The organism is Paraburkholderia sp. JHI869 (assembly GCF_038900775.1).
Taxonomy (GTDB): domain Bacteria; phylum Pseudomonadota; class Gammaproteobacteria; order Burkholderiales; family Burkholderiaceae; genus Paraburkholderia.
This window is the reverse complement of record NZ_JAYMSC010000006.1, coordinates 19,696-41,146: the sequence shown is the minus strand read 5'-3', so window position 1 is coordinate 41,146 and position 21,451 is coordinate 19,696. Positions and strand designations below refer to the sequence as shown.

19 protein-coding genes and 5 tRNA genes are annotated in these 21,451 nt (G+C 65.0%); 15 read left to right on the top strand and 9 right to left on the bottom strand.

Features of this window, described 5'->3' with window-relative positions; genetic code table 11:
• Positions 1 to 106 precede the first annotated feature (106 nt).
• Positions 107 to 817, top strand: coding sequence for a C40 family peptidase (locus tag VSR72_RS13005; RefSeq protein ID WP_342952766.1), 711 nt, complete (start codon positions 107 to 109; stop codon positions 815 to 817).
• Between the two features lie 106 nt (positions 818 to 923).
• Here VSR72_RS13005 and VSR72_RS13000 read toward each other — a convergent pair whose 3' ends face one another.
• Positions 924 to 1,871 carry a patatin-like phospholipase family protein gene (locus VSR72_RS13000; RefSeq protein ID WP_342952765.1) on the bottom strand — a complete coding sequence of 316 codons (948 nt, stop codon included), beginning with the start codon at positions 1,869 to 1,871 and terminating at the stop codon, positions 924 to 926.
• Positions 1,872 to 2,356: 485 nt separating this feature from the next.
• Here VSR72_RS13000 and gltX point away from each other — a divergent pair, with 485 nt between their 5' ends.
• From gltX to VSR72_RS12965, 7 genes are all read left to right on the top strand, one after another.
• Positions 2,357 to 3,778 (top strand): glutamate--tRNA ligase, encoded by a 1,422-nt coding sequence (gltX, locus tag VSR72_RS12995; protein ID WP_342952764.1) that lies wholly within the window; start codon positions 2,357 to 2,359, stop codon positions 3,776 to 3,778.
• Between the two features lie 235 nt (positions 3,779 to 4,013).
• Positions 4,014 to 4,089: transfer RNA gene (locus tag VSR72_RS12990), tRNA-Ala, on the top strand.
• Between the two features lie 55 nt (positions 4,090 to 4,144).
• Positions 4,145 to 4,220, top strand: a tRNA-Glu gene (locus VSR72_RS12985).
• 70 nt (positions 4,221 to 4,290) lie between these two features.
• Positions 4,291 to 4,367: transfer RNA gene (locus VSR72_RS12980), tRNA-Asp, on the top strand.
• Between the two features lie 70 nt (positions 4,368 to 4,437).
• Positions 4,438 to 4,513, top strand: a tRNA-Glu gene (locus VSR72_RS12975).
• Positions 4,514 to 4,619: 106 nt separating this feature from the next.
• Positions 4,620 to 4,696 (top strand) — tRNA-Asp (locus VSR72_RS12970).
• A 178-nt stretch (positions 4,697 to 4,874) separates the two neighbouring features.
• A complete protein-coding gene (locus VSR72_RS12965) occupies positions 4,875 to 5,339 on the top strand; it encodes a GNAT family N-acetyltransferase (protein WP_342952763.1) in 465 nt (154 codons plus the stop codon).
• Between the two features lie 18 nt (positions 5,340 to 5,357).
• Here VSR72_RS12965 and VSR72_RS12960 read toward each other — a convergent pair whose 3' ends face one another.
• On the bottom strand, positions 5,358 to 6,239 hold the full coding sequence (locus VSR72_RS12960) for a helix-turn-helix transcriptional regulator (protein ID WP_342952971.1): 882 nt from the start codon (positions 6,237 to 6,239) through the stop codon (positions 5,358 to 5,360).
• A 147-nt stretch (positions 6,240 to 6,386) separates the two neighbouring features.
• On the opposite strand from VSR72_RS12960, the gene VSR72_RS12955 reads away from it, so the two are divergent.
• Positions 6,387 to 6,800: a gamma-glutamylcyclotransferase family protein gene (locus tag VSR72_RS12955; RefSeq protein ID WP_342952762.1), complete on the top strand. Its 414-nt coding sequence runs from the start codon at positions 6,387 to 6,389 to the stop codon at positions 6,798 to 6,800.
• A 116-nt stretch (positions 6,801 to 6,916) separates the two neighbouring features.
• Here VSR72_RS12955 and aceB read toward each other — a convergent pair whose 3' ends face one another.
• Both aceB and VSR72_RS12945 read right to left on the bottom strand, forming a co-directional pair.
• Positions 6,917 to 8,509, bottom strand: a complete 1,593-nt coding sequence (gene aceB / locus VSR72_RS12950) for a malate synthase A (protein WP_342952761.1) — start codon at positions 8,507 to 8,509, stop codon at positions 6,917 to 6,919.
• A gap of 68 nt (positions 8,510 to 8,577) precedes the next feature.
• Complete coding sequence (locus VSR72_RS12945) at positions 8,578 to 9,351, bottom strand: haloacid dehalogenase type II (RefSeq protein WP_342952760.1); 774 nt, start codon at positions 9,349 to 9,351, stop codon at positions 8,578 to 8,580.
• A gap of 165 nt (positions 9,352 to 9,516) precedes the next feature.
• Between VSR72_RS12945 and VSR72_RS12940 the strand changes: the two genes are divergently transcribed.
• Both VSR72_RS12940 and VSR72_RS12935 read left to right on the top strand, forming a co-directional pair.
• On the top strand, positions 9,517 to 10,419 hold the full coding sequence (locus VSR72_RS12940; RefSeq protein ID WP_342952759.1) for a LysR family transcriptional regulator: 903 nt from the start codon (positions 9,517 to 9,519) through the stop codon (positions 10,417 to 10,419).
• A 189-nt stretch (positions 10,420 to 10,608) separates the two neighbouring features.
• Complete coding sequence (locus tag VSR72_RS12935) at positions 10,609 to 11,043, top strand: universal stress protein (RefSeq protein WP_342952758.1); 435 nt, start codon at positions 10,609 to 10,611, stop codon at positions 11,041 to 11,043.
• Between the two features lie 308 nt (positions 11,044 to 11,351).
• Here VSR72_RS12935 and aceA read toward each other — a convergent pair whose 3' ends face one another.
• From aceA to VSR72_RS12920, 3 genes are all read right to left on the bottom strand, one after another.
• The gene (gene aceA / locus VSR72_RS12930; protein ID WP_342952757.1) at positions 11,352 to 12,659 is read right to left on the bottom strand and encodes an isocitrate lyase; all 1,308 of its coding nucleotides are present in this window, start codon (positions 12,657 to 12,659) and stop codon (positions 11,352 to 11,354) included.
• A gap of 422 nt (positions 12,660 to 13,081) precedes the next feature.
• A complete protein-coding gene (locus tag VSR72_RS12925) occupies positions 13,082 to 14,803 on the bottom strand; it encodes a DEAD/DEAH box helicase (RefSeq protein ID WP_342952756.1) in 1,722 nt (573 codons plus the stop codon).
• 418 nt (positions 14,804 to 15,221) lie between these two features.
• Positions 15,222 to 15,491 (bottom strand): acyl-CoA-binding protein, encoded by a 270-nt coding sequence (locus VSR72_RS12920; protein ID WP_342952755.1) that lies wholly within the window; start codon positions 15,489 to 15,491, stop codon positions 15,222 to 15,224.
• Positions 15,492 to 15,680: 189 nt separating this feature from the next.
• Between VSR72_RS12920 and tsaB the strand changes: the two genes are divergently transcribed.
• The 4 genes from tsaB to VSR72_RS12900 all read left to right on the top strand — a co-directional run bounded on the left by tsaB (position 15,681) and on the right by VSR72_RS12900 (position 18,988).
• On the top strand, positions 15,681 to 16,490 hold the full coding sequence (gene tsaB / locus VSR72_RS12915) for a tRNA (adenosine(37)-N6)-threonylcarbamoyltransferase complex dimerization subunit type 1 TsaB (RefSeq protein WP_342952754.1): 810 nt from the start codon (positions 15,681 to 15,683) through the stop codon (positions 16,488 to 16,490).
• A complete protein-coding gene (rimI, locus tag VSR72_RS12910; RefSeq protein ID WP_342952753.1) occupies positions 16,487 to 16,981 on the top strand; it encodes a ribosomal protein S18-alanine N-acetyltransferase in 495 nt (164 codons plus the stop codon). Before tsaB ends, rimI begins: the two co-directional genes overlap by 4 nt.
• A complete protein-coding gene (locus VSR72_RS12905) occupies positions 16,968 to 17,918 on the top strand; it encodes a uracil-DNA glycosylase (RefSeq protein ID WP_342952752.1) in 951 nt (316 codons plus the stop codon). Before rimI ends, VSR72_RS12905 begins: the two co-directional genes overlap by 14 nt.
• A 137-nt stretch (positions 17,919 to 18,055) precedes the next feature.
• Complete coding sequence (locus tag VSR72_RS12900; protein ID WP_342952751.1) at positions 18,056 to 18,988, top strand: DUF1853 family protein; 933 nt, start codon at positions 18,056 to 18,058, stop codon at positions 18,986 to 18,988.
• A 31-nt stretch (positions 18,989 to 19,019) separates the two neighbouring features.
• Here the strand turns inward: VSR72_RS12900 and thiD are convergent, their stop codons facing one another.
• Both thiD and lplT read right to left on the bottom strand, forming a co-directional pair.
• A complete protein-coding gene (gene thiD / locus VSR72_RS12895; RefSeq protein ID WP_342952750.1) occupies positions 19,020 to 19,826 on the bottom strand; it encodes a bifunctional hydroxymethylpyrimidine kinase/phosphomethylpyrimidine kinase in 807 nt (268 codons plus the stop codon).
• Between the two features lie 114 nt (positions 19,827 to 19,940).
• Positions 19,941 to 21,251: a lysophospholipid transporter LplT gene (gene lplT / locus VSR72_RS12890; protein WP_342952749.1), complete on the bottom strand. Its 1,311-nt coding sequence runs from the start codon at positions 21,249 to 21,251 to the stop codon at positions 19,941 to 19,943.
• Positions 21,252 to 21,451: the final 200 nt, after the last annotated feature.

The window sequence follows — 21,451 nt, the reverse complement described above, 5'->3', positions numbered from 1 at the left end:
TCGCGATTGAATTTTTCTATTTGTTTTGACACACAAATACTTACTGGCTAGTATCGTCCAAACTTTTCTACTAACTCCCTGATTTACGGGCAATTTCTACCGACCAATGCAGCACCGATACCTGACCCAGGCTTGCACGCGCGTCGTCGCCGGGATGTTCATCGGCGTACTGATGGCCGCAGCTCCCGGCGCGTTCGCCGACGAAGTAAGCAGCTTTAACCAGAATGCCTCATTTTCGCCGAGCAACGCGGCGAATCCGCAGTCCATCCCTGCGGTGCAGAACGCACTCCAGAATGCCAACCAGGCGACCCCGGCGGCGGCTCCGGCCCCGACCGAAGGCGGCGCCAAGGCGTTCCTTTCCGGCATGGCCGGCAAAGCCGGCGACGTCGTTGTCGGTGCACTCAACATGATTGGCGTGCGTTACCGCTGGGGCGGCAACACGCCCGACTCTGGCCTCGACTGCAGCGGCTTCGTGCGCTACGTGTTCCAGGACACGCTCGGCATGTCGCTGCCGCGCCGCGCCGAAGAAATGAGCCGCGTGGGCGAGAAGGTCAGCATGAGCAACCTGAAGCCGGGCGACCTCGTGTTCTTCAACACGATGCGCCGCACGTTCTCGCACGTCGGCATCTACATTGGCGACAACAAGTTCGTGCACTCGCCGTCCACCGGCAGCACGATCCGTGTCGACGACCTCGACGACGGCTACTGGGAAAAGCGCTTCACGGGTGCACGCCGTGTCGAAACGTCGTTCACGCCGGACCAGCAGCAAAACCTCAAGCGCGTGAGCGCACAGTTCGACGGCAACGGCGGCAACTGATCGCCGGTTTTGCTGCGCTCTCGTAGCACAAAAAGCCCGCTTCTTTCGAAAGCGGGCTTTTTTGCGTTCAGGCGCCGCCCCAAAAGGGGGCGCCTTCGACTGACGCTCAGGCCGTCAGGCGCGCGGCCGAAAGCTTGCGCTCGAGTTCCGGCATCATCCGCGCCGCCGCTTCCTCACCCGCGAGAATCGCCGCGTTGCGCTGCGTGAAGTCGCTGCTCGACATCGCGTTGAGGTTCGGGCGGATCACGACGTCGGCGTACTTGTCGAGCTCGTAGGTCTTGATCGTCTGGCCCATGATCGTGAAGGTCTGCATCAGCACGTCGAACTGGCTCAGCGTCGCGGCCGTTTCCGGGCGCGCCGAGATATCGACGGCGATCACGAAATCGGCGCCCATCTTGCGTGCGAACGAGGCGGGCACGGGGCTTACGAGGCCGCCGTCCACGTATTCATGGCCCGCGATCTTCACCGGCTCGAAAATCGACGGAATGCTGCACGACGCGCGCACGGCAATGCCCGTGTTGCCGCGCTGGAACAGGATGGGCTGGCCCGTGCGCAGGTCGGTCGCGACGACGCCGAGCGGCTTCGCCATTCTTTCGATGGGGCGGTCGTGCAGCGTCGTATTCAGATAGTTCTGCAGCGCGACGCCCTGCAGGAGCCCGCGCGTGCGAAACGGCATCGCCCAGTCGCTGATCGAGGCTTCGTCCATCGTCAGTGCGAGCTTGTTGAGCGCGAAACCGTTCATGCCCGAGGCGTAAAGCGCCGCGACGACCGAGCCCGCGCTCGTGCCGACAACGAAGTCGACTTGCACATTGCGCGCCTCGAGCGCCTTGATTACGCCGATGTGCGCGAAGCCGCGCGCCGCGCCGCCGCCGAGCGCGAGTCCCACGCGGATCGGGCGCGTTGGCTTGGCGACCGGCGGTAGCGCTGGCGCGGTCGTGACAGGCGGCGGAGCGCTGGCGGTCTGCGTGCCTGCGGTCGTGCAGGCGGCAAGGACGGTGGAGGCGGCCGCAAGCGAAAAGTGGCGGCGGCTCAACGAGGGCGATGACTGCTTCAAGAAGGTTCTCCATGCGGTCCGCGTGCGTGTTCGACAAAGAACGACGCGGTACCCCGGTCTCTCGCGCGCGGGCGGTCGAGTTGCTGTGTTTGCGCGCGCGGCGCCGGATCGTGGTGGCGGCGCGCCGACATCATAAGGCAAAGCGCGGCCGGTTTAGCGAGCGTGCATGTAACGCGATGTGTCGATAGATGACAAGGCACTTGCCGGTTTGCGAGCGTGCGGCCATTTGCACGAGAGAAGCGCGGCATTCACAGGCGCGCGCCGGACCTCGCCCGCCAGGCCGAAGCGGTGCATGGCGGGTATAATCCCGTCTCTAATTTTCCGGATTCCCGTTCGCGCGCGAGCTTGTGCGCCCCGGCGCTCCCGCGCTTGCCGCGCGGGCCGAATGCGCCGCGAACCCTGGCCATCCGCCGCCGTGGCTGCCGCCGTGACTGATTTGTCGCCTGCGCCGCGCCCCGGATGGCATCGTCCTCGAGTAATCGCCCATGACTACCTCTGTCGTCCGTACCCGCTTCGCGCCGAGCCCGACCGGCTTCATCCACCTCGGCAACATCCGTTCCGCGCTGTACCCGTGGGCGTTCGCGCGCCACAACAAGGGCGTTTTCGTGCTGCGGATCGAAGACACCGACCTCGAACGTTCGACGTCGGAGTCGGTCGATGCGATCCTCGAAGGCATGGAGTGGCTCGGCCTGAATTTCGACGAAGGTCCGTTCTACCAGATGCAGCGCATGGACCGTTATCGCGAAGTGCTCAAGGAGATGCAGGAGCAGGGCCTCGTCTACCCGTGCTACATGTCGACCGAAGAGCTCGACGCGCTGCGCGAGCGCCAGCGCGCCGCCGGCGAGAAGCCGCGCTACGACGGCACGTGGCGCCCGGAGCCGGGCAAGGTGCTGCCCACGCCGCCAGAGGGCGTGCAGCCGGTGCTGCGCTTCCGTAACCCGCTTACGGGCGTGGTGGCATGGGACGACGCAGTCAAAGGCCGCGTGGAGATCTCGAACGAAGAGCTCGACGACCTCGTGATCGCGCGCCCGGACGGCACGCCGACCTACAACTTCTGCGTGGTCGTGGACGACCTCGACATGAAGATCACGCACGTGATTCGCGGCGACGACCACGTGAACAACACGCCGCGCCAGATCAACATCTTGCGCGCGCTCGGCGGCGAGCCGCCGGTCTATGCGCACCTGCCCACCGTGCTCAACGAGCAGGGCGAGAAGATGAGCAAGCGCCACGGCGCGATGAGCGTGATGGGCTATCGCGACGCGGGCTATCTGCCTGAAGCGGTGCTCAACTATCTCGCGCGTCTGGGCTGGTCGCACGGCGACGCTGAAGTGTTTACCTGCGAGCAGTTCGTGGAGTGGTTCGACCTCGATCATCTGGGCAAGTCGCCCGCACAGTACGACCACAACAAGCTCAACTGGCTCAACAATCACTACCTGAAGGAAGTGGACAGCGCGCGTTTGGCGGAGCTCTCGAAGCCGTTTTTCGCTGCGCTCGGCGTAGACGAAGCGGCGCTCGCCCAGGGCCCCTCGCTTGAAGGCGTGGTCGCGCTCTTCAAGGACCGTGCGAACACGATCAAGGAGATCGCCGAGAGCGCAATGATGTTCTACCGCGAGCCGCAGCCGGAAGCTGAAGCACTTGCGCAGCACATTACGGACGCCGTGCGCCCCGCGCTCGCCGATCTCGCCGCTGCGCTCAAGGGTGCGGAGTGGACGAAGGAGGGCGTCTCTGCCGCGCTCAAGGCAACGCTTGCCACGCACAAGCTCAAGATGCCGCAGCTCGCAATGCCGGCCCGTTTGCTCGTGGCGGGTACGACGCATACGCCTTCGGTCGATGCTGTGCTCGTGCTGTTCGGCCGTGATGCGGTGGTGAGCCGTCTCGAGAAGGGCATTTCGGCTGCAAAGTAAATTTTTTAAAGAATTTTTCGCCCGGACCCTAGCGCCCGGGCGGCCGTTCTTGTAGTATTCGGGCTCCGTTGAATACGGGGCGCGAGAAAGTTGCAAATGAGCAGCAAATCTCACGCAAAGAGCCGCAGAATCGGGCAACGATGTTTCAAGGAAACCTCGAAGCGCTACAAAAAACGATTCAAAAGCTCTTGACGAAAGCGAAATTGCTGTTTAAAATCTCGCTTCTGTTCTGCAAGGGGGTATAGCTCAGCTGGGAGAGCGCTTGCATGGCATGCAAGAGGTCAGCGGTTCGATCCCGCTTACCTCCACCAACAGAACATGCAGTAGGCAGTAGAGTGTGGTAAAGGCATTATCTGAAAAGATCATGTCCCCTTCGTCTAGAGGCCTAGGACATCACCCTTTCACGGTGAGTACAGGGGTTCGAATCCCCTAGGGGACGCCAGACATGAGCGTCGTCAATGAGATTGGCGAGGCATCAGATGGAATCAACATCCATCTGACTGTGTCGAGTTGGAGCGGTAGTTCAGTTGGTTAGAATACCGGCCTGTCACGCCGGGGGTCGCGGGTTCGAGTCCCGTCCGCTCCGCCAGATTCAAAGCCGTTCGGTAGTATCGAGCGGTCTGTAGTTCAAGGCGTAAGCCTGCGCTTATGCCTGTGTTGTCCCCTTCGTCTAGAGGCCTAGGACATCACCCTTTCACGGTGAGTACAGGGGTTCGAATCCCCTAGGGGACGCCAAATCAAAATGCGGCGCCAAAGAAGTAACACTGCGCAGTAGCACTGCATGCAATGTGGCGACGCCGCCAGCGGGAATCGACCGACGCCCGCCGGTGAGCAGCAAGCTGGAGCGGTAGTTCAGTTGGTTAGAATACCGGCCTGTCACGCCGGGGGTCGCGGGTTCGAGTCCCGTCCGCTCCGCCAGAATGAAGCCCGTTGGATACGTCCAACGGGCTTTTTCTTTTTCCGCAGACGTTTCTCCCACTTCCATCTGCGTTCTTTTCCTACGCGTCATTTCGCTTTGCCGTACGGACAATCTGCGATTGCCGGCGGCCGCGCGTTATCGTAGCGTTGTCGAAACTTCGTTTCCCCGCTTGCCGACATGTTCGCACCGAACGACATTCCGTCGCCGTTTCAGTTGCGCCGCGCCACCATGGACGATTTCGAGTTCGCGGAGACGCTCACGCGCAACAACATGGGTGGCTACTATCTGCGGCATCACCTCGTCTGGCGCGGCGATCTCTTTCTGGCGAGCTATCGCGAGTCGGAGAATTACATCCTCGAGCTCGACGGCGAGGCAATCGGCGTGCTGCGCGTGACGCAGGAGGGCGATTCGCTGCATATTCGAGATGTGCAGATCGCCCAAGGGTATCGCGGCAATGGAGCCGGCACGTTCTTGCTCGACATATCGCACCAATGGGCCCGCGAGCGCGGCCTGCGCGAGCTGCAACTGCGTGTGTTCGTCGATAACCCGGCTGCGCGTCTTTATCTGCGTATGGGTTATCGCGTGGCGGGTCCGAGGCTTGCGCGCCTCGGCTCGATTCGCCACATGACGCGGCTTGTCTGAACCTGGCCGCTCTTCCTCTCAACGCTCGTTGTCGTCGCGTTCGGCGGCCACGGAGTCTTCGGGTTCGTCTGCATCGCGGTCGCCCGTGCCGCGCGCAATGAAAGCGCGTGGGCTTTCGCCGAAGGCGCGGCGAAACATTGCCGAAAACGCGCTCTGGCTCTGATAGCCGAGTTCCTGCGCCACGACGGCCATTGGACGCCCCTGATTGAGCAGCGGGATCGCGCGCGCGAGAATCGCCTGCTGACGCCACTGCGAAAAGCTCACCCCAAGCTCCTGACGAAAGAGCCGCGCGATCGTGCGCGTGCTCGCGCCCACGTGCGCGGCCCAGTATTCGAGCGAGCCAGGTCCGGCCGGGTCGGCGATGAGCGCTTCGCACAGCGCGCGCAGGCGCTTTTCCTCGGGCATCGGCACAGCAAGCGGCAGCGGCGCCGAGCGCGTGATCTCGTCGAGCGCCAGGGCGCCTAGCAGGCGCTCGCGAGCGGTGGGAATGCCGCGCTCGTCGAGTGCGGCGATCGTTTCTCGCAGCAGGCCTGACACCTCGACCACGCGGCACGCGTCGAGACCGGGTGGAATCACCGATTCGTCCACGTAGAGCGTGCGCAGGTACGCATCTTCGACGATTGCGACCTCGTGTGTGATGTGAGGCGGCACCCAGATCGCGCGTGAGGGCGGCACCATCCACGTCGTGCCGGGCGTGGCCATGCGCAGCACGCCGCGCGACGAGTAGGCGAGTTGCGCCCACGCGTGCGTGTGCTGCGCAATGCACACCCCGGCCGGCATGGGCCGCGAGCGCACGCGGATAGGATGCGTGGGCGTAGGCGCGAACTCGGGCGGGATATCGATGAGTTCGGCGCGCGGCAGCGCCTGGTTGCGTGCGGTGTTGAGCGGATCCACGGGCATGAGGGGCGGGGCGAGCGGGTTTGGCGCACTCATTGTAGACGCCTCGTGCTCGAGGGATTGGGCCGCACGCATTTGTGGCCGGGCATAATGTGGACGAATCGACAGCAAGCTCGTGTGGCGCGAGCCGTCTTGAAGGAGAGAAAAGCCATGAAATACATGTTCGTCTACGGCACGCTTCGCGCGGGCGAGATCAACGACATCAACCTCGCGGCGGATAGCAACGGGATCGCGCGCCCGCGTCACCTCGGTCTCACCACGCTCGCCGGCCGGCTCTTCGACTTCGGCACCTATCCCGGCATGGTGGCCGAGTCGGCGGATGCGCAGTCGACGGTCGTCGGCGACGTCTACGAAATCGATGACGCGCTGCTCGCCGTGCTCGACGAAATCGAGCAGGTTTATCCGGGCGTCGACGATCTCTTCGTTTCGGAGGAAGTGGATATCGAGGTGCAGGGCGAACGCATCGCTTGCCTCTACTATCCGGTCGCGCCTGCCGCCGTTGCAGGACGCTCCGAGATCGAAGGCGGCGACTGGGTCGCGCATCGGCGCGCACGGATCATTTAGCACGCGGCATGCAGCGCATCGTGCACGCGCTGCGCATTGCATGAAAACACGAAGGCCCGGCGGATTCGCATCCGCCGGGCCTTTTTCGCTGGCTAGCCGTTAGATCTGCCGATCGATTAGATCTCTTCGTACAGCGGCAGCGTCAGGAACTCGACGAAGTCTTCCGACGTCGACATCTGCTCGAAGATCTGCGCGGCGCGCTCGTACGGCTTCGTGTCGCCGCCGACCGATGCCTTCACCTTGTCCAGTTCCTGCGGGATCAGATCGCGCACGAGTTCAGCCGTGACCTTGCGGCCGTCTTCGAGCTTGCCCTTGGGCGAGCGGATCCACTGCCACACCTGCGAGCGCGAGATTTCGGCGGTCGCGGCATCTTCCATCAGATTGTGGATCGGCACGCAGCCATTGCCCGCGAGCCACGAACCGAGGTAGTGGATCCCCACGTTGATGTTGTTGCGCAGGCCCGTTTCGGTGATCGGCGCTTCCGGACGGAAGTCGAGCAGATCCTTGCCGGCAACGTTCACGTCCGGGCGCTGCTTGCCGATCTGGTTCGGCTTGTCGCCGAGCACCTTCACGAACTCTTCCATTGCGATCGGCACGAGGCCCGGGTGCGCGACCCAGCCGCCGTCGTAACCGTCCGTTGCGTCACGCGCCTTGTCCGAGCGCACGCCGCCCATGGCTTTGTCGTTCGCGGCCGCGTCGTTCTTGATCGGGATGAGCGCGCTCATGCCGCCGATCGCCGGCGCGTTGCGCTTGTGGCAGGTCTTGAGCAGTTCGAGCGCGTAGGCGCGCATGAACGGCACGGTCATCGTGATCTGCGAGCGGTCGGCCAGACAGAAGTCCTTGTCGTTCTTGAACTTCTTGATCGCCGAGAAGATGTAGTCCCAGCGGCCGGCGTTGAGGCCCGAGCTGTGCTCGCGCAGTTCATAGAGGATCTCGTCCATCTCGAACGCGGCGAGGATCGTCTCGACCAGCACCGTGGCGCGAATCGTGCCGCGCGGGATGCCCACGCCTTCCTGCGCAGCGACGAAGATGTCGTTCCACAGACGCGCTTCAAGGTGGCTTTCCATCTTCGGCAGATAGAAGTACGGGCCGCTGCCGCGCGAAATCAGCTCCTTCGCGTCGTGGAAGAGGTAAAGCGCGAAGTCGAAGATGCCGCCCGACACACGCTGACCGTCGACCGTCACGTGCTTTTCGTCGAGGTGCCAGCCGCGCGGACGCACGATCAGCGTGGCGGTCTTGTCGTTGAGCTTGTAGGTCTTGCCGTTCTGCTCGAGCGAGATCGTGCGGCGCACTGCGTCCTTCAGGTTGAGCTGGCCGACGATCTGGTTTTCCCAGTTCGGCGAGTTCGAGTCCTCGAAGTCGGTCATGTACGCGTCCGCGCCCGAGTTCAGCGCGTTGATGATCATCTTGCGCTCGACCGGGCCCGTGATTTCCACGCGGCGGCATTCGAGATCCTTCGGCAGCGCCGCGATCTTCCAGTCGCCTTCGCGGATCGATTTCGTGTCGGCAAGAAAGTCGGGGCGCTCGCCGGCGTCGAGGCGCTTCGTGCGCTCGACGCGTGCCTTCAGCAGTTCCTGGCGGCGCGGCTCGAACGCGCGGTGCAGCTTCGCGACGAGTTCGAGCGCTTCGGGCGTGAGGATCGTTTCGAAGCCGGGCTGGATCTCAGCCGTAATCTGCATGCCTTGCGGCAGTTGCAACGTGGTCGTCATTTTCTAGCTCCTTGGTCGGTCAGATGGTGAATGTGTGGTTGTTGTAGCTGCGTCGAGCGGGTTGTCCGTCACGCGCCTGGGCTGAGGCGAGGGCGGCTTGGCTTTTCGGGCGCAGCGGTTTCGAGAAAGGCGGCGAGTTCTGCCAAGCCGCCGCCAGTGCCGTGCGGCGCCACGCCGAGCTCTTCGGCAGGCAGTCGCTGGCGGTTGATCCAGAACGTGGTGTAGCCGAACCAGCCGGCGCCCGCGGCGTCCCAGCCGTTCGACGACACGAACACCATGTCGTGCGGCGCGGCGTCGAAGGCGGCCGTGCCGAGCGAATACGCGGCGGCGGCCGGCTTATAGGCGCGCACGGCATCGACCGAAAGCACGTGGTCGAAGAGGCCGCTCATGCCGGCGCTCTTCACCGCGATGTCGAGCATCTGCGGATTGCCGTTCGAGAGGATCGCAAGGCCCATGCGTGTGCCGTCTTCGCGGGGCTCGCGCAGGCGGCGCAGCACGGGCAGCACGTCGGGGAACGCCGAGAGGCAGGCGTATTCGTCCATGAGACGTTTTTCGCCCGCGCCCGTGAGCGGCAGGTTCAGGCGGCGCGCGGCGTAACGCAGCGCGTCGAGCGTGATGTCCCAGAACGGGCGGTAGCGTGCGCCGGCCGGGTCGGAGAGCGTGCGCAGCTGCGTGTATTCGATCTGCTTCAGACGCCAGAGCTGCGAGAGCGCTTCGCCCTGGCCGGGGAACATCTGCTCGGCGGCAGCGACGACCGAATGCACGTCGAAGAGCGTGCCGTACGCGTCGAAGATCACTGCCTTGGGAAATCGTGTTGTCGATGGTGTCGTTGTGGCCGACATAGCCTTGCACTCCGTCTTCAGAGGTCGAGGTCGATTGTATTCATGAGTCGTATCACTGAAAAAGGCGGGATTGATCACTTGATCTTTTACTTTTACCCACCTAATCTGTCGGCTTGCCTTCTCTTTTCCACTGTTTCTGTCGCCCAATGCGTGCAGGGCCCGCCGATGGACCGCTTCAAGCAGATCGAGACCTTCGTTACCGTCGCCGCCAAGGGCAGCCTTTCCGCCGCCGCCCAGGCCGAGGGCGTGGCGCCCGCCATCATCGGACGGCGCATCGATGCGCTCGAGGAGCGCCTCGGCGTGAAGCTGCTCGTGCGCACTACGCGGCGCATCACGCTCACGTTCGAAGGGTCGGCGTTCCTCGAGGACTGCCAGCGCATCATCCACGACATGCAGAACGCCGAGGCGAGCGTGTCCGAGGGCGGGGTGAAAGCGAGCGGGCACCTGCGCGTGTCCGCGCCGGCAGGCTTCGGGCGGCGGCACGTCGCGCCGCTCGTGCCCGATTTCACGGTCGCGCATCCGGACGTGAGCATCGCACTCGATCTGTCGGACCGGCTCGTCGATCTGGTCAACGAAGGCTTCGATTGCGCCGTGCGCCTGGGCGAATTGCCCGACTCGTCCCTCGTGTCGCTCAAGCTCGGCGAGAACCGGCGCGTGTGCGTGGCGGCGCCCGCGTATCTGTCGCGCCGCGGCGAGCCCGAAACGCCCGCCGACCTTGCGCGCCACAACTGCCTCGCCTTTGGCGCGAGCCTGAACCAGCAGCGCGGCTGGGCGTTTCAGCAGGACGGCAAGGTGGTGTCGATTCGCGTGGCGGGCACGATGGAATGCTCCGACGGCGCGGTGCTGCACGAGTGGTGTCTCGCGGGCCACGGTCTGGCGTGGCGCTCGTGGTGGGAAGTCGGCGGGGACATTGCGGCGGGCCGGCTCGCGACCGTGCTCGACGCATTCGCCGCGCCGCCGATCGGCATTCATGCCGTGTTTCCGCAGCGCCGCCATTTGCCGCTGCGCGTGCGCCTCTTTCTCGACTATCTCAAGCATACCTACGGCCAACCCGGTTACTGGGGATAGGGGTGCGCGTTTCCGATATGCGGGTTGACCCGCACGCACGGCTTGCGTCGATTTTTCGCGCACTACAATCGACCTGAGGGTCGAGGCGCTCGCCCGCGCGAGACGCCGGCTCTGAGTGATTGCCCCGCGTTTTGACCCGTGGCTTTGACTCCTGACTTGCCCGTATTCCGACAGACCACGGAGGGCGCCATGTTCAAGCACATCCTCGTTCCGACCGACGGTTCGGAGTTGTCCAAGAAAGCGATCGACGGCGCGATCGACCTCGCACGCACGGTGGGTGCGCGCGTCACGGCCTACGCGTGTCTGCCGCAATATCCGTACTCGCCTTATGCCGACGTGGTGATCGAGCCGCCCGGCGACTTCCAGACGCGCAGTGAGCGAGAGGCGCGCGTGCATCTGGACGAAATCGAGGCGGCGGCGCGCAACGCGGGCGTCGCGTGCGACAGCCGTACGAGCGTGCATCCATCGCCGTATCTCGGCATTATCGAAGCCGCCGAATCCGGCGGCTGCGATGTCATCTTCATGGCCTCGCACGGGCGTCGCGGGCTTGGCAGCCTGCTGATCGGCAGCGAGACGCAGCGCGTGCTCACCCATACGAAGATTCCGGTGATCGTGTATCGCTAGGCTTGTGTGATGCGGGTGTTACGGATTTCAGGCGCCAGTCAAGGCGGGCGCTTTCCGATAGATTCGCGAAGAAGCACAAGGCCATGCCCGCCCGGTGCGTTGGCTGGGCGAGCCACGGGCCGGATTCTGTCCAGCACGCGAGGCCTGTGTCCTCTACCGCTTCCTCCCTGAAACGCCTCGCGGCACGCGCGCCGGCAGGCGGCCGGCGCGCCCCGCCAAGGTACGCGTGCCGGCTGCCGGTCCGGGCGCGGCGGCTTGCGCCGCCGGTCGTGCCGATCCTGGCGATACTGCCGTTGCTGCCGGTGGTCTTATGCCACCTTCTTGTCGAAGAACTGCTCGTCTTCGGTCGAACCGTGCAGCGCCGTGGTCGAGGCGTCGCGCTCGACCGTCTGCGTCACCGCGTCGAAGTAGCCGGTGCCCACTTCGCGCTGATGCTTCACCGCGGTGAAGCCCTTTTCGGCGGCGGCAAACTCGGCCTGCTGGAGTTCGACGAACGCGCTCATGTTCTGGCGTGCATAGCCGTGCGCGAGGTTGAACATCGAGTAGTTGAGCGAGTGGAAGCCCGCGAGCGTGATGAACTGGAACTTGTAGCCCATCGCGCCCAGCTCGCGCTGGAACCTGGCGATCGTCGCGTCGTCGAGGTTCTTCTTCCAGTTGAACGACGGCGAGCAGTTGTACGAGAGGAGCTTGCCCGGGAACTGCTTGTGGATCGCTTCGGCGAACTTCTTCGCGAACTCCAGATCCGGCTTGCCCGTTTCGCACCAGATCATGTCGGCGTACGGCGCGTAGGCGAGACCGCGTGAGATGGCCTGCTCGAGGCCGTTCTTCGTGCGGAAGAAGCCTTCCACGGTGCGCTCGCCGGTCAGGAACGGGCGGTCGTTCTCGTCGATGTCGGATGTGACGAGGTCCGCGGCTTCCGCGTCGGTGCGGGCGAGCAGCACGGTCGGCACGCCGCAGACGTCGGCAGCCAGACGCGCGGCCGTGAGCTTGGCGATGTTCTCGCGCGTCGGCACGAGCACCTTGCCGCCCATGTGGCCGCACTTCTTCACCGAGGCGAGCTGGTCTTCGAAGTGGACGCCGGCAGCACCCGCTTCGATCATCGCCTTCATCAGTTCGAACGCGTTGAGCACGCCGCCGAAGCCCGCTTCAGCGTCGGCCACGATCGGCTGGAAGAAGTCGGTGTAGCCTTCGTCGCCCGGGTTCTTGCCTTCGGACCACTGGATCTGGTCGGCGCGGGTGAGCGTGTTGTTGATACGCTTGACCACTTGCGGCACCGAGTTGGCGGGGTAGAGCGACTGGTCCGGGTACATTTCGCCGGCGAGGTTGGCGTCGCCGGCGACTTGCCAGCCCGAGAGGTAGATCGCCTTGAGGCCGGCCTTGACCTGCTGCATGGCCTGGTTGCCCGTGAGCGCGCCCAGTGCGTTGATGAACGGCTCGTTGTTCACGCCTTGCCAGAGCTTTTCGGCGCCGTGCTTCGCAAGCGTGTGCTCGGGCTGGATCGAGCCGCGCAGGCGCACCACGTCATCAGCGGTGTAGTTGCGCTTGATGCCCTTCCAGCGCGGATCGGTTTCCCATTGCTGTTGGAGCTGCTGGGCCTGCTGTTGACGAGTCGACATGGTGTGCTCCTTCGTTTGCCTGATAAGTGGATCGCTGAAACGAAACTCCTGAACCGCTGAATCTCGTGAAACGAAGGCGCCGGGTGCTGACTTTAGGGTGCTTCGTTTCGCGAACTCTTATATAAGAGTCTAGGCAAATCGGTCGGCCGGCAACAGACAGCCAACAGGCTTTTTCGGCGTTTTTTATTTCAATAAAATCATCGCGTTATATGACGTGTTTTGCGATGTGAAAAACTATTTTCCATCTTGCAATAGGTCCCTTTGTGCCACGCAGCACGATTTTTTACGAAGCAAAAAAATTTTTCATATCGTGAAATTTGCGCGAAGATAAAAAAAGACCGGTGCCTGAGCACCGGTCCTGAGCATTTCGCTGCGGCGGTGGGGCGGCTCAAAGGCCGCGCCATGCGCCGCTAATCGACTATTTAGCTGTCGCGACGTGCGCCACGCGGGCCGTCGTTACGGCGCGCGCCGTAGCCGCCACCGCCTTCGCGCGAGCGGCCGTAGCCTTCGCGTTGCTGGCCGTAGCCGCCGCGGTTGCCTTCGCCATTGCGCGAGCCGCCGCCAAAGCCGCCTTCACGCGAACCGTAGCCGCCTTCGCGGGCGCCGTAGCCGCCGCGCGAGCCTTCCGGCTTGTTGCCCCAGCTGTTGCCGTTGCGATCGCCGCCGCCGTTGTTGCCACCATTGCCGCCACGGGCGCCGTAGCCACCCGGCTTGCCATTGCCGCCACCGTTGCCGAAGCGACGGCCACCGCCGTTGCCACCGCCCGGACGGCCGCGGCCGCCAAAGCCGCGGTTAGCCGGCGGCGCCTTGCGCGGCTCGAAGCCTTCCACGACGTTCACGGGCAGCGGCGAGCGCACGAAGCGCTCGATGCGCTTGAGCGCGCCTTGCTCGGCGTGATGCACGAGGCTCACCGCCACACCCGAGCGGCCTGCACGGCCGGTACGGCCGATACGGTGCACGTAGTCTTCGGCGAACTTCGGCAGGTCGTAGTTGAACACGTGCGTAATGCCGGGGATGTCGATGCCGCGCGCCGCGACGTCGGTCGCGACGAGCACGCGCACGCGGCGCTCGCGCAGCGCACGGATCGTGCGGTTACGCGCGCCTTGCGGCAGGTCGCCGTGCAGCGCGGCGCTTTCGAAGCCAGCGTCGGCAAGCTTGCCGGCGAGCTGGTCGGCGTCCATCTTCGTTGCGGTGAACACGATGGCCTGGTCGAGGCTCTCGGCACGCAGCAGGTGGTCCAGCAGACGATCCTTGTGATCGCGGTCGTCCACGTAGTGCACGGTTTGCGCGATGTTCGAGTTCGCTTCGACCTTGCGCACGATCTCGATACGCTCCGGGTCCTTCAGCAGACGGCCGGTGATCGAAGCGATCTTGCCGTCGAGCGTGGCCGAGAACAGCATCGTCTGACGCGTTTCCGGCGTAGCGGCGACGATCGTGTCGATGTCGTCGATGAAGCCCATGTCGAGCATGCGGTCGGCTTCGTCGAGCACGAGCATCTTGAGTTCGGACAGGTCGATACGGCCGCGCTCGAGGTGATCGAGCAGACGGCCCGGCGTCGCCACGAGAATCTCGGGGTTCTTCGCAAGCAGCATCAGCTGCTGACCGTAGGCCACGCCGCCGAGAATGCTCACCGTGCGCAGACGGCGCAGGTGCTGGCCGTACGTCGAAGCGGCCGTGGTCACCTGCATCGCGAGCTCACGCGTGGGCGTGAGGACGAGGAGACCGGGGCGTGCCACGGGCTGCGGACGGCGCTGGCGGCGATCGCCTTGCGAGCCGTTCGCACCTTGCGGGCGCGGCTCGCGCGGCTGGGCAGCCTGGGCCTTCTGGATCTGCGCGAAGCGCTCGATGGCGGGCAGCATGAATGCCGCGGTCTTGCCCGAACCGGTCGGGCTCGAGACCAGCAGGTCGCGGCCGGCGATGGCGACAGGAATGGCGCGTTCCTGTACGGGCGTCGGGGCCTTGTAGCCCGCTGCGATCAGCGCGGAGACGATCTCCGGCGACAGACCGAGCGACGCGAATGCCGAACCGTCGGTAGCATCGGCGGCCTGCGCGGGGGCTTCAGCGGAAGCGTCGGCGGCGGCGGGAAGACCGAGGGCCTGATCGGCGATTGCGTCCAGGGGGCTTTGGGTATTGCTCGAAGTCATGAAAATCCTTGTTACACAGGAAATAGAACGTCGGCGCCAATCGGCATACCCAAGTCGTCGGATTTTGCGAACAAATCGAAAAACGGGGGCAATCCGCACCACGTAAGGGCGGATTTTTTTCGTTAGAAGCTGTTTTGGGTGCGACTTTGGCCGGGATTGGCCAGTCGCCAGCCTGATACTTGACGGCCCGAAAACAGGGCCACGGCAGGAGGGGACAGGTTCTAAACTGGATTGGAGCTTAACGCTACGAGGCGTTGTGCTGATCGAACGAGCGACCGGAGCGCAACGCAGCACGCAGTATATCTCGTTTTGTTGCGGCGCGCCAGAGCGACGCACCGCAAAGCTGCGGGCGCGGCAGCGTGACGCAGCAGACCGGGGAGCGCTGGCTCGTCACGCGCGCATTTTCAATCGCGCGGGCTCAGTTCGTGGCGCCGCTCTTGAGCGATTCGACGAGCTCGACATACTGCTGTTTGGCAGCGTCCTGCGCCGTGCCCTGCAGCGCGGCCCACGCTTCGTACTTGTACTTGCCGACGATGTCGGTGAAGCCGGGCTTGTCGCCGTGCACGTCGCCTTCGGTGGCCTGCTTGAAGAGTGCATAGAGGCGCAGCAGCGTCAGGTTGCCGGGGCGCTCGGGCAATAGCTGCACGTCTTGCTGGGCTTGGGCGAACTGCGTGTTCACGTCGCTCATCGTTGTTTCCTCCGCATGTTGGTTCAGGTCAGCGCGCCGATGGTAGCAGCGCGAACCCCGGAAAAGCTGGAGCGATTCCTCCACTTGTGCCGGGCACGGATGCGCCAAAAGAGGCCGTGACGCCCGCGGATGCGCCCGATGGCGAGAGCCGTGGGCCCGCGTGGGGGGCGGGGCATTACAATAGCGCTCATGACCGAAACTGTGCTGCTTGCCCTCGATACTTCGACCGAATACTGTTCGGTCGCGCTGCTTCGCGTCGCCCCTGGCGGCGCAGATCGTTCTCCCTCCACTGGCGGCGAGAGCGCTTCCGGATCGCGCTCGGAAGTCAGCGTCTGGGTGCGCCACGAAGCCACCGGCGCCGTCTCCAGTACGCGCCTTCTGCCGGCAATCGGCGAATTGTTCGACGAAGCGGGTCTTTCGCTTGCCGACTGCGACGCGATTGCGTTTGGAGCGGGCCCGGGTTCCTTTACGGGGCTGCGCACGGCGACGGGCGTGGCTCAGGGGCTCGCGTTCGGCCTCGATATCCCCGTGGTGCCGGTGGGCACGCTGCTCGTGTGCGCGGAGAGCGCGCGGCTGCGCGATCCCGCTGTCACCCGCGTGCTGGCCGCGCTCGACGCGCGCATGGACGAAGCCTACTGGGCCGATTACGAATGGGACGCCGCGGGGGGCGACTGGCGCACGCTGCAGGCGGCATCGCTCGACGCGCCGGAGCACATCGCCGCGCCCGGTGCGCCGTTCACGCTGGCGGGCAATGCCGCTGCCGCTTTCGGCGCTCGCCTCGCCGCCGCTGCCGCCGCGCGCACGATCGACGCCGAGGCGCTCCCGCACGCGCTGCCGCTCGCGCATGCGGCGTTGCGCGCGTATCGCGCGGGCCGCACGCAACCCGCCGATCAGGCCGCGCCTGAATACGTGCGCAACAAGGTCGCGCAGACTACGGCCGAGCGGCTCGCCGCGAAGGCCGCCGCCCAGGGTGGCGCGGGTGGCGAGGGCACGCGATGAGCGGCGTGCTCATGACCGACCGCTACCTGTCGCCGATGACCGAAAGCGACCTGGACGAAGTTGCGATCGTCGAGCGCTCGGCGTATGAGTTCCCGTGGTCGCGCGGCAACTTCGAGGACTCGCTGCGCAACGGCTACTACGGTCTGTGCATGCGCCACGTCACCGGCACGCTGATCGGCTATTGCGTGCTGATGCCCGTGGTCGACGAGATGCACCTGCTGAATCTGTGCGTTGCGCCTCTGGCGCAGGGCGCGGGCGCGGGGCTCGCGATGCTGCGCGAAGCGGTACGCATTGCGCACACGCAAGGCCTCGAAGGCTTGCTGCTCGAAGTCCGGCCTTCGAATCACCGGGCAATCCGGCTCTACGAACAGTTCGGCTTCGTCACGATCGGCCGCCGCAAGAACTACTATCCGGCCCGGCATCACAGCCGCGAGGACGCACTCGTGATGCGTTTTTCTTTTGCAGGGGAGGGCGCGGATGTCGCTCGATGAAATCGCGCTGGAGGAGCTTGGGCTCGCGCCGCGCTGGGTGCGCAAAGGGGCAAGCGCAGGAGCGCCGCTCGACGCGGCTCGTGAAGATGAGGCCGTTGCGCTGTCGCCCGCCGTGGCGCGCGCCGAAACCGAGGCGCCTGTGCCGCCCGCAGTCGAGGCGGCCCGTCCGGCCGCCGCAGAGCTGTCGCCAGCACCGCAACCCGCCGCGCGCGCCGCTTCGCCCGCGAAGCCCGCACCGCATTCATCCGACGAACCGCCGCCCCCGACCGACGACGATTTCGCCTGGTTCGACTCAGTGGCCCAGCCGGTTTTGCCACCCGACGCCGAACTCGCTCAGGCGAGCGGCGCACCGCGCAGCGACGTCGCGACGCTCGACTGGGAAACGCTTGCCGAGCGCGTGGCCTCATGCACACACTGCCGTCTCTGCGAGAAACGCACCAACACCGTGTTCGGCGTAGGCGATCGCGAGGCCGACTGGATGCTGATCGGCGAGGCGCCCGGCGAGAACGAAGACCGCCAGGGCGAGCCCTTCGTCGGGCAGGCCGGCAAGCTGCTCGACAACATGCTGCGCGCGCTCTCGCTCGCGCGCGGCGAGAACGTCTATATCGCGAACGTCATCAAGTGCCGCCCGCCTGGCAACCGCAATCCGGAGCCCGACGAAGTTGCGCGCTGCGAGCCGTATCTGCAGCGTCAGGTGGCGCTCGTGAAGCCGAAGATCATCGTCGCGCTCGGGCGCTTCGCGGCGCAGAGCCTGCTGAAGACCGACGGCAGCATCGCGTCGCTGCGCGGACGCGTTCACGAGTACGAGGGTGTGCCCGTCATCGTCACTTACCACCCCGCGTATCTGCTGCGCAGCCTGCAGGACAAGGCGAAGGCCTGGACCGACCTCTGTCTCGCGCGCGACACGTGGCGCGCGGCATCCGGCGGCGAGCGATGAACGCCGCGCGGCCCGCGGACGTATCCGGCGCCAACTGTGCCGGGGGCGACGGCGGGCCGCGGCATGATGCCGGGTCGGAGCGCGTGCCCGGCACTTGCGCAAACCAAGACGTAATCGATCGCCTTACCGATCCTGCCGTGCGCGATCTCGCGTGGCTGCTCTTCAGCGCCGATCTGTTGCGCTCGCAACCACCGCTCGCTCCGCTGGCGCAATGGTGCGCCGACGCCGACGAAGACCAAGCCACGCGCGACTGGCTCGCGCAACTCGATCGCGACCCGGCGCGTTTGCATGAAGCGCTCATGGCCGCGCCGACGCATCGCCTCGGGCGCTACGCCGAAAATCTGCTGGGATGGTTTCTCGCGAATGGACCCGCGGCGCAGCTCGTCGCACAGAATGTGCCGCTGCGGAGCGAGGGATTAACGCTCGGCGAGTGCGATTTTCTCGTGCGAACGCGTGCCGGTGAGCGCCTGCATTGGGAACTGGCGGTGAAGTGCTACCTGCACGCAGGACCGGGCGGCGGCACACGCGCATCGCTCGCCGAATTTGTCGGCCCGAATTTGCGCGATCGCTTCGATCTCAAGCTGACGCATCTGCGCGATCGTCAACTGCGTTTAAGCGCGCGTGAAGAATTTGCCTCGCTCGGTTACGAAGGCCAGTGGCTCGCGCAGATGTTTGTGAAGGGCTGGCTTTTCTACCGGGTGGGAGAGGCGGCGCCGTCTCAGGTGGAAGACGCTGTTGAGCTTGCCGCCGATCATGGGCGCGGCTGGTGGGTGACGCGCTCGGATTGGCAGGCATTCGCGCGGCAGCAGGCTGCCGATGGGTGGAGTGCGTTGCCGAGACTCGCGTGGCTCGCGCCGCGAAACCTGGACGCTGTGCAAATCAACGCACACATGGCCGTCGCGCCACCAGTCGACCCCGACGCGCTGGTCGCCGCACTAGCCAGGCCAGACGATCCCGTGCTGGTCGCGGCATTCACCGCCGACAGCACAGGCGGCTACCGCGAACGCTCGCGCGGCTTCATCGTTCCCGACGACTGGCCCGCGCGCGCCGCGGCATTTTCACGTCAATGAGTTGCCCGTCGATGAGCGTGCGAAAGCACGCTCACCACCAGCGCCAGAAGTGATGCACGGGCCCGACGCCATGACCGACGTCGAGCCGTTCACTGGCCTCCAGCGCCGCCGTCAGATATTGCTTGGCTTCGCCAACGGCGGGCGCAAGTGCGCCGTGCTGCGGCCACAATGCGGCAATCGCGGAAGAGAGCGTGCAGCCCGTGCCGTGCGTATTCGTGACCGGCACGCGCGGGCCGGCGAGGCGCAGCGTGCCGCCGGCTTCGATGAGCCAGTCCGGGCTGTCCGCGCTGCCCAGATGCCCGCCTTTCATCAGCACCGCCTGCGCACCGAGCGCGCGCAGCGCTTCGCCTTGCTCGACCATGGCGGCTTCATCGGCAGCAGGTGGTACACCGAGCAGCGCCGCGGCTTCGGGCAGATTCGGCGTGACGACGCCCGCTAGCGGCAGTAGTTCCTCGCGCAGTGCGGCGACCGCTTCGGGCGCCAGCAGCGCATGGTTGCTCTTCGAGATCATCACGGTGTCTAGCACGACGCGCGCCGGTTTGTGGCGACGCAGCGCATCGGCGACGGCGCGCACGATCTGCGCGTTGGCGAGCATGCCGATCTTCACGGCGTCGATGCGGATGTCGTCGAACACAGCGTCGAGCTGCGCGGTGACAAAAGCCGCGTCGGGCGCGTGGATCGCGGTGACGCCGCGTGTGTTCTGCGCGGTGAGCGCGGTGATGACGCTCGCGCCGTAAGCGCCGAGCGCGGAGAACGCCTTGAGGTCGGCCTGAATGCCCGCACCGCCGCCCGAGTCGGAGCCGGCGATCGTGAGAACGTTGAAAATCGGTGAAGTCATGGCAGCGTCAGGTGCGCGTCGCGCGCGGCTGGGTTGAACAGCCCCGCCGCGCGTGCGCGAGAAAGGATCGATTCAGCAGACGTGGCGGCCGGATTGCCTCCGGACCGGCGCCCATCAATGCCTGTGATTTTCGCCGATCAGCGCGACCGAGTCGAACGAGCGTTGATTCGCCTGATGACGGCGCATCACAAACCACATCATCAGACAGACGAACGTGCCGAACAGCACGATCACGATGGTCACCGGCACGTCGAGCCAGACGAGCACGGCGTAGAGGCACAGCATCACGAGCACCGAAAGATTCTCGTTGAAATTCTGTACGGCGATGGAGTGGCCGGCCGAGAGCAGCACGTGGCCGCGGTGCTGGAGCAGCGCGTTCATCGGCACGACGAAGAAGCCTGAGAGGCCGCCCACGACCATCAGGAAGATGTACGCAAAAATCAGGTAGCCGGGAATGCGCATATGGCCGATATGCAGGCCCCAATGCGGCGGAAAGAGATGGCGCGTGTAGAACGCCATGAGCATGACGGCAAGACCCATGATGATGCCGACCGGCAGCACCGAGAGCGACTTCTTGAGCGGCACGCGCGCGGCCGCGATCATGGCGCCGGCCGCCACGCCCACGGCCACCACGGCCTGGAGCACCGCGCCTTCGGAGAGCGACATGCCGAGCGAGACTTCAGCCCACTTGAGCACGATGAATTGCAGCGTCGCGCCCGCGCCCCAGAAGAGCGTCGTGACCGCGAGCGAGATCTGGCCGAGCTTGTCGCGCCAGAGCGTGTTGAAACAGTCGGCGAAATCGGTGATGAGGCGGATGACACCGTGCTGCTGGCGCGGGTAGCGCGCGCCGGTGTCGGGAATGCGAAGGTTGAAGAGGGCGGCGATGACGTAGATCACCATGATTACGACCATCGCGGCTTCAGCGGGCGTGCTGATCGCGGCGGGCGTATGGCGCAGCACGTGCGAGGCGATGTGGGGGCTGATCAACGCGCCGCCGAGCACGGTGCCGAGAATGATCGAGCCGACTGTCGTGCCTTCGATCCAGCCGTTGGCGGCGACGAGGCGCTCAGGCGGCAGCAGCTCGGTGAGGATGCCGTATTTGGCGGGCGAATAGGCCGCTGCGCCGAAACCCACTACGCCATAGGCTAACAAGGGGTGGGTGCCGGCCAGCATCATGGCGCAGCCCACGACCTTGATCGTGTTCGTGATGAACATCACGCGGCCCTTGGGGCGGGAATCTGCGAAGGCGCCGACGAAGGCGGCAAGAACGACGTAGGAGAGGACGAAGAACAGCTTGAGCAGCGGCGTCATCCAGTTCGGGGCGTTGAGATCTTTAAGCAGTGCAATCGCGGCGATGAGGAGCGCATTGTCGGCCAACGACGAAAAAAACTGCGCGGCCATGATGGTGTAAAAGCCTTTTTTCATCTGATGCGATGCTTTCCTCGCTGCGGTCCGTCCGCCCCGGACGGGTGGGAGGCATCCGGGCTTATTACGTTCGAAATGGGTTGTGCGCAGGGCTTTATATCACGAAAATAGGTGCATCCGGACTAGCACAATCCTTGAGCGCCCGTCGGGCGGGCCTGCGGGGTTTTGAAAACACCCTGTAAGCTCCTGATTCGAAAGCG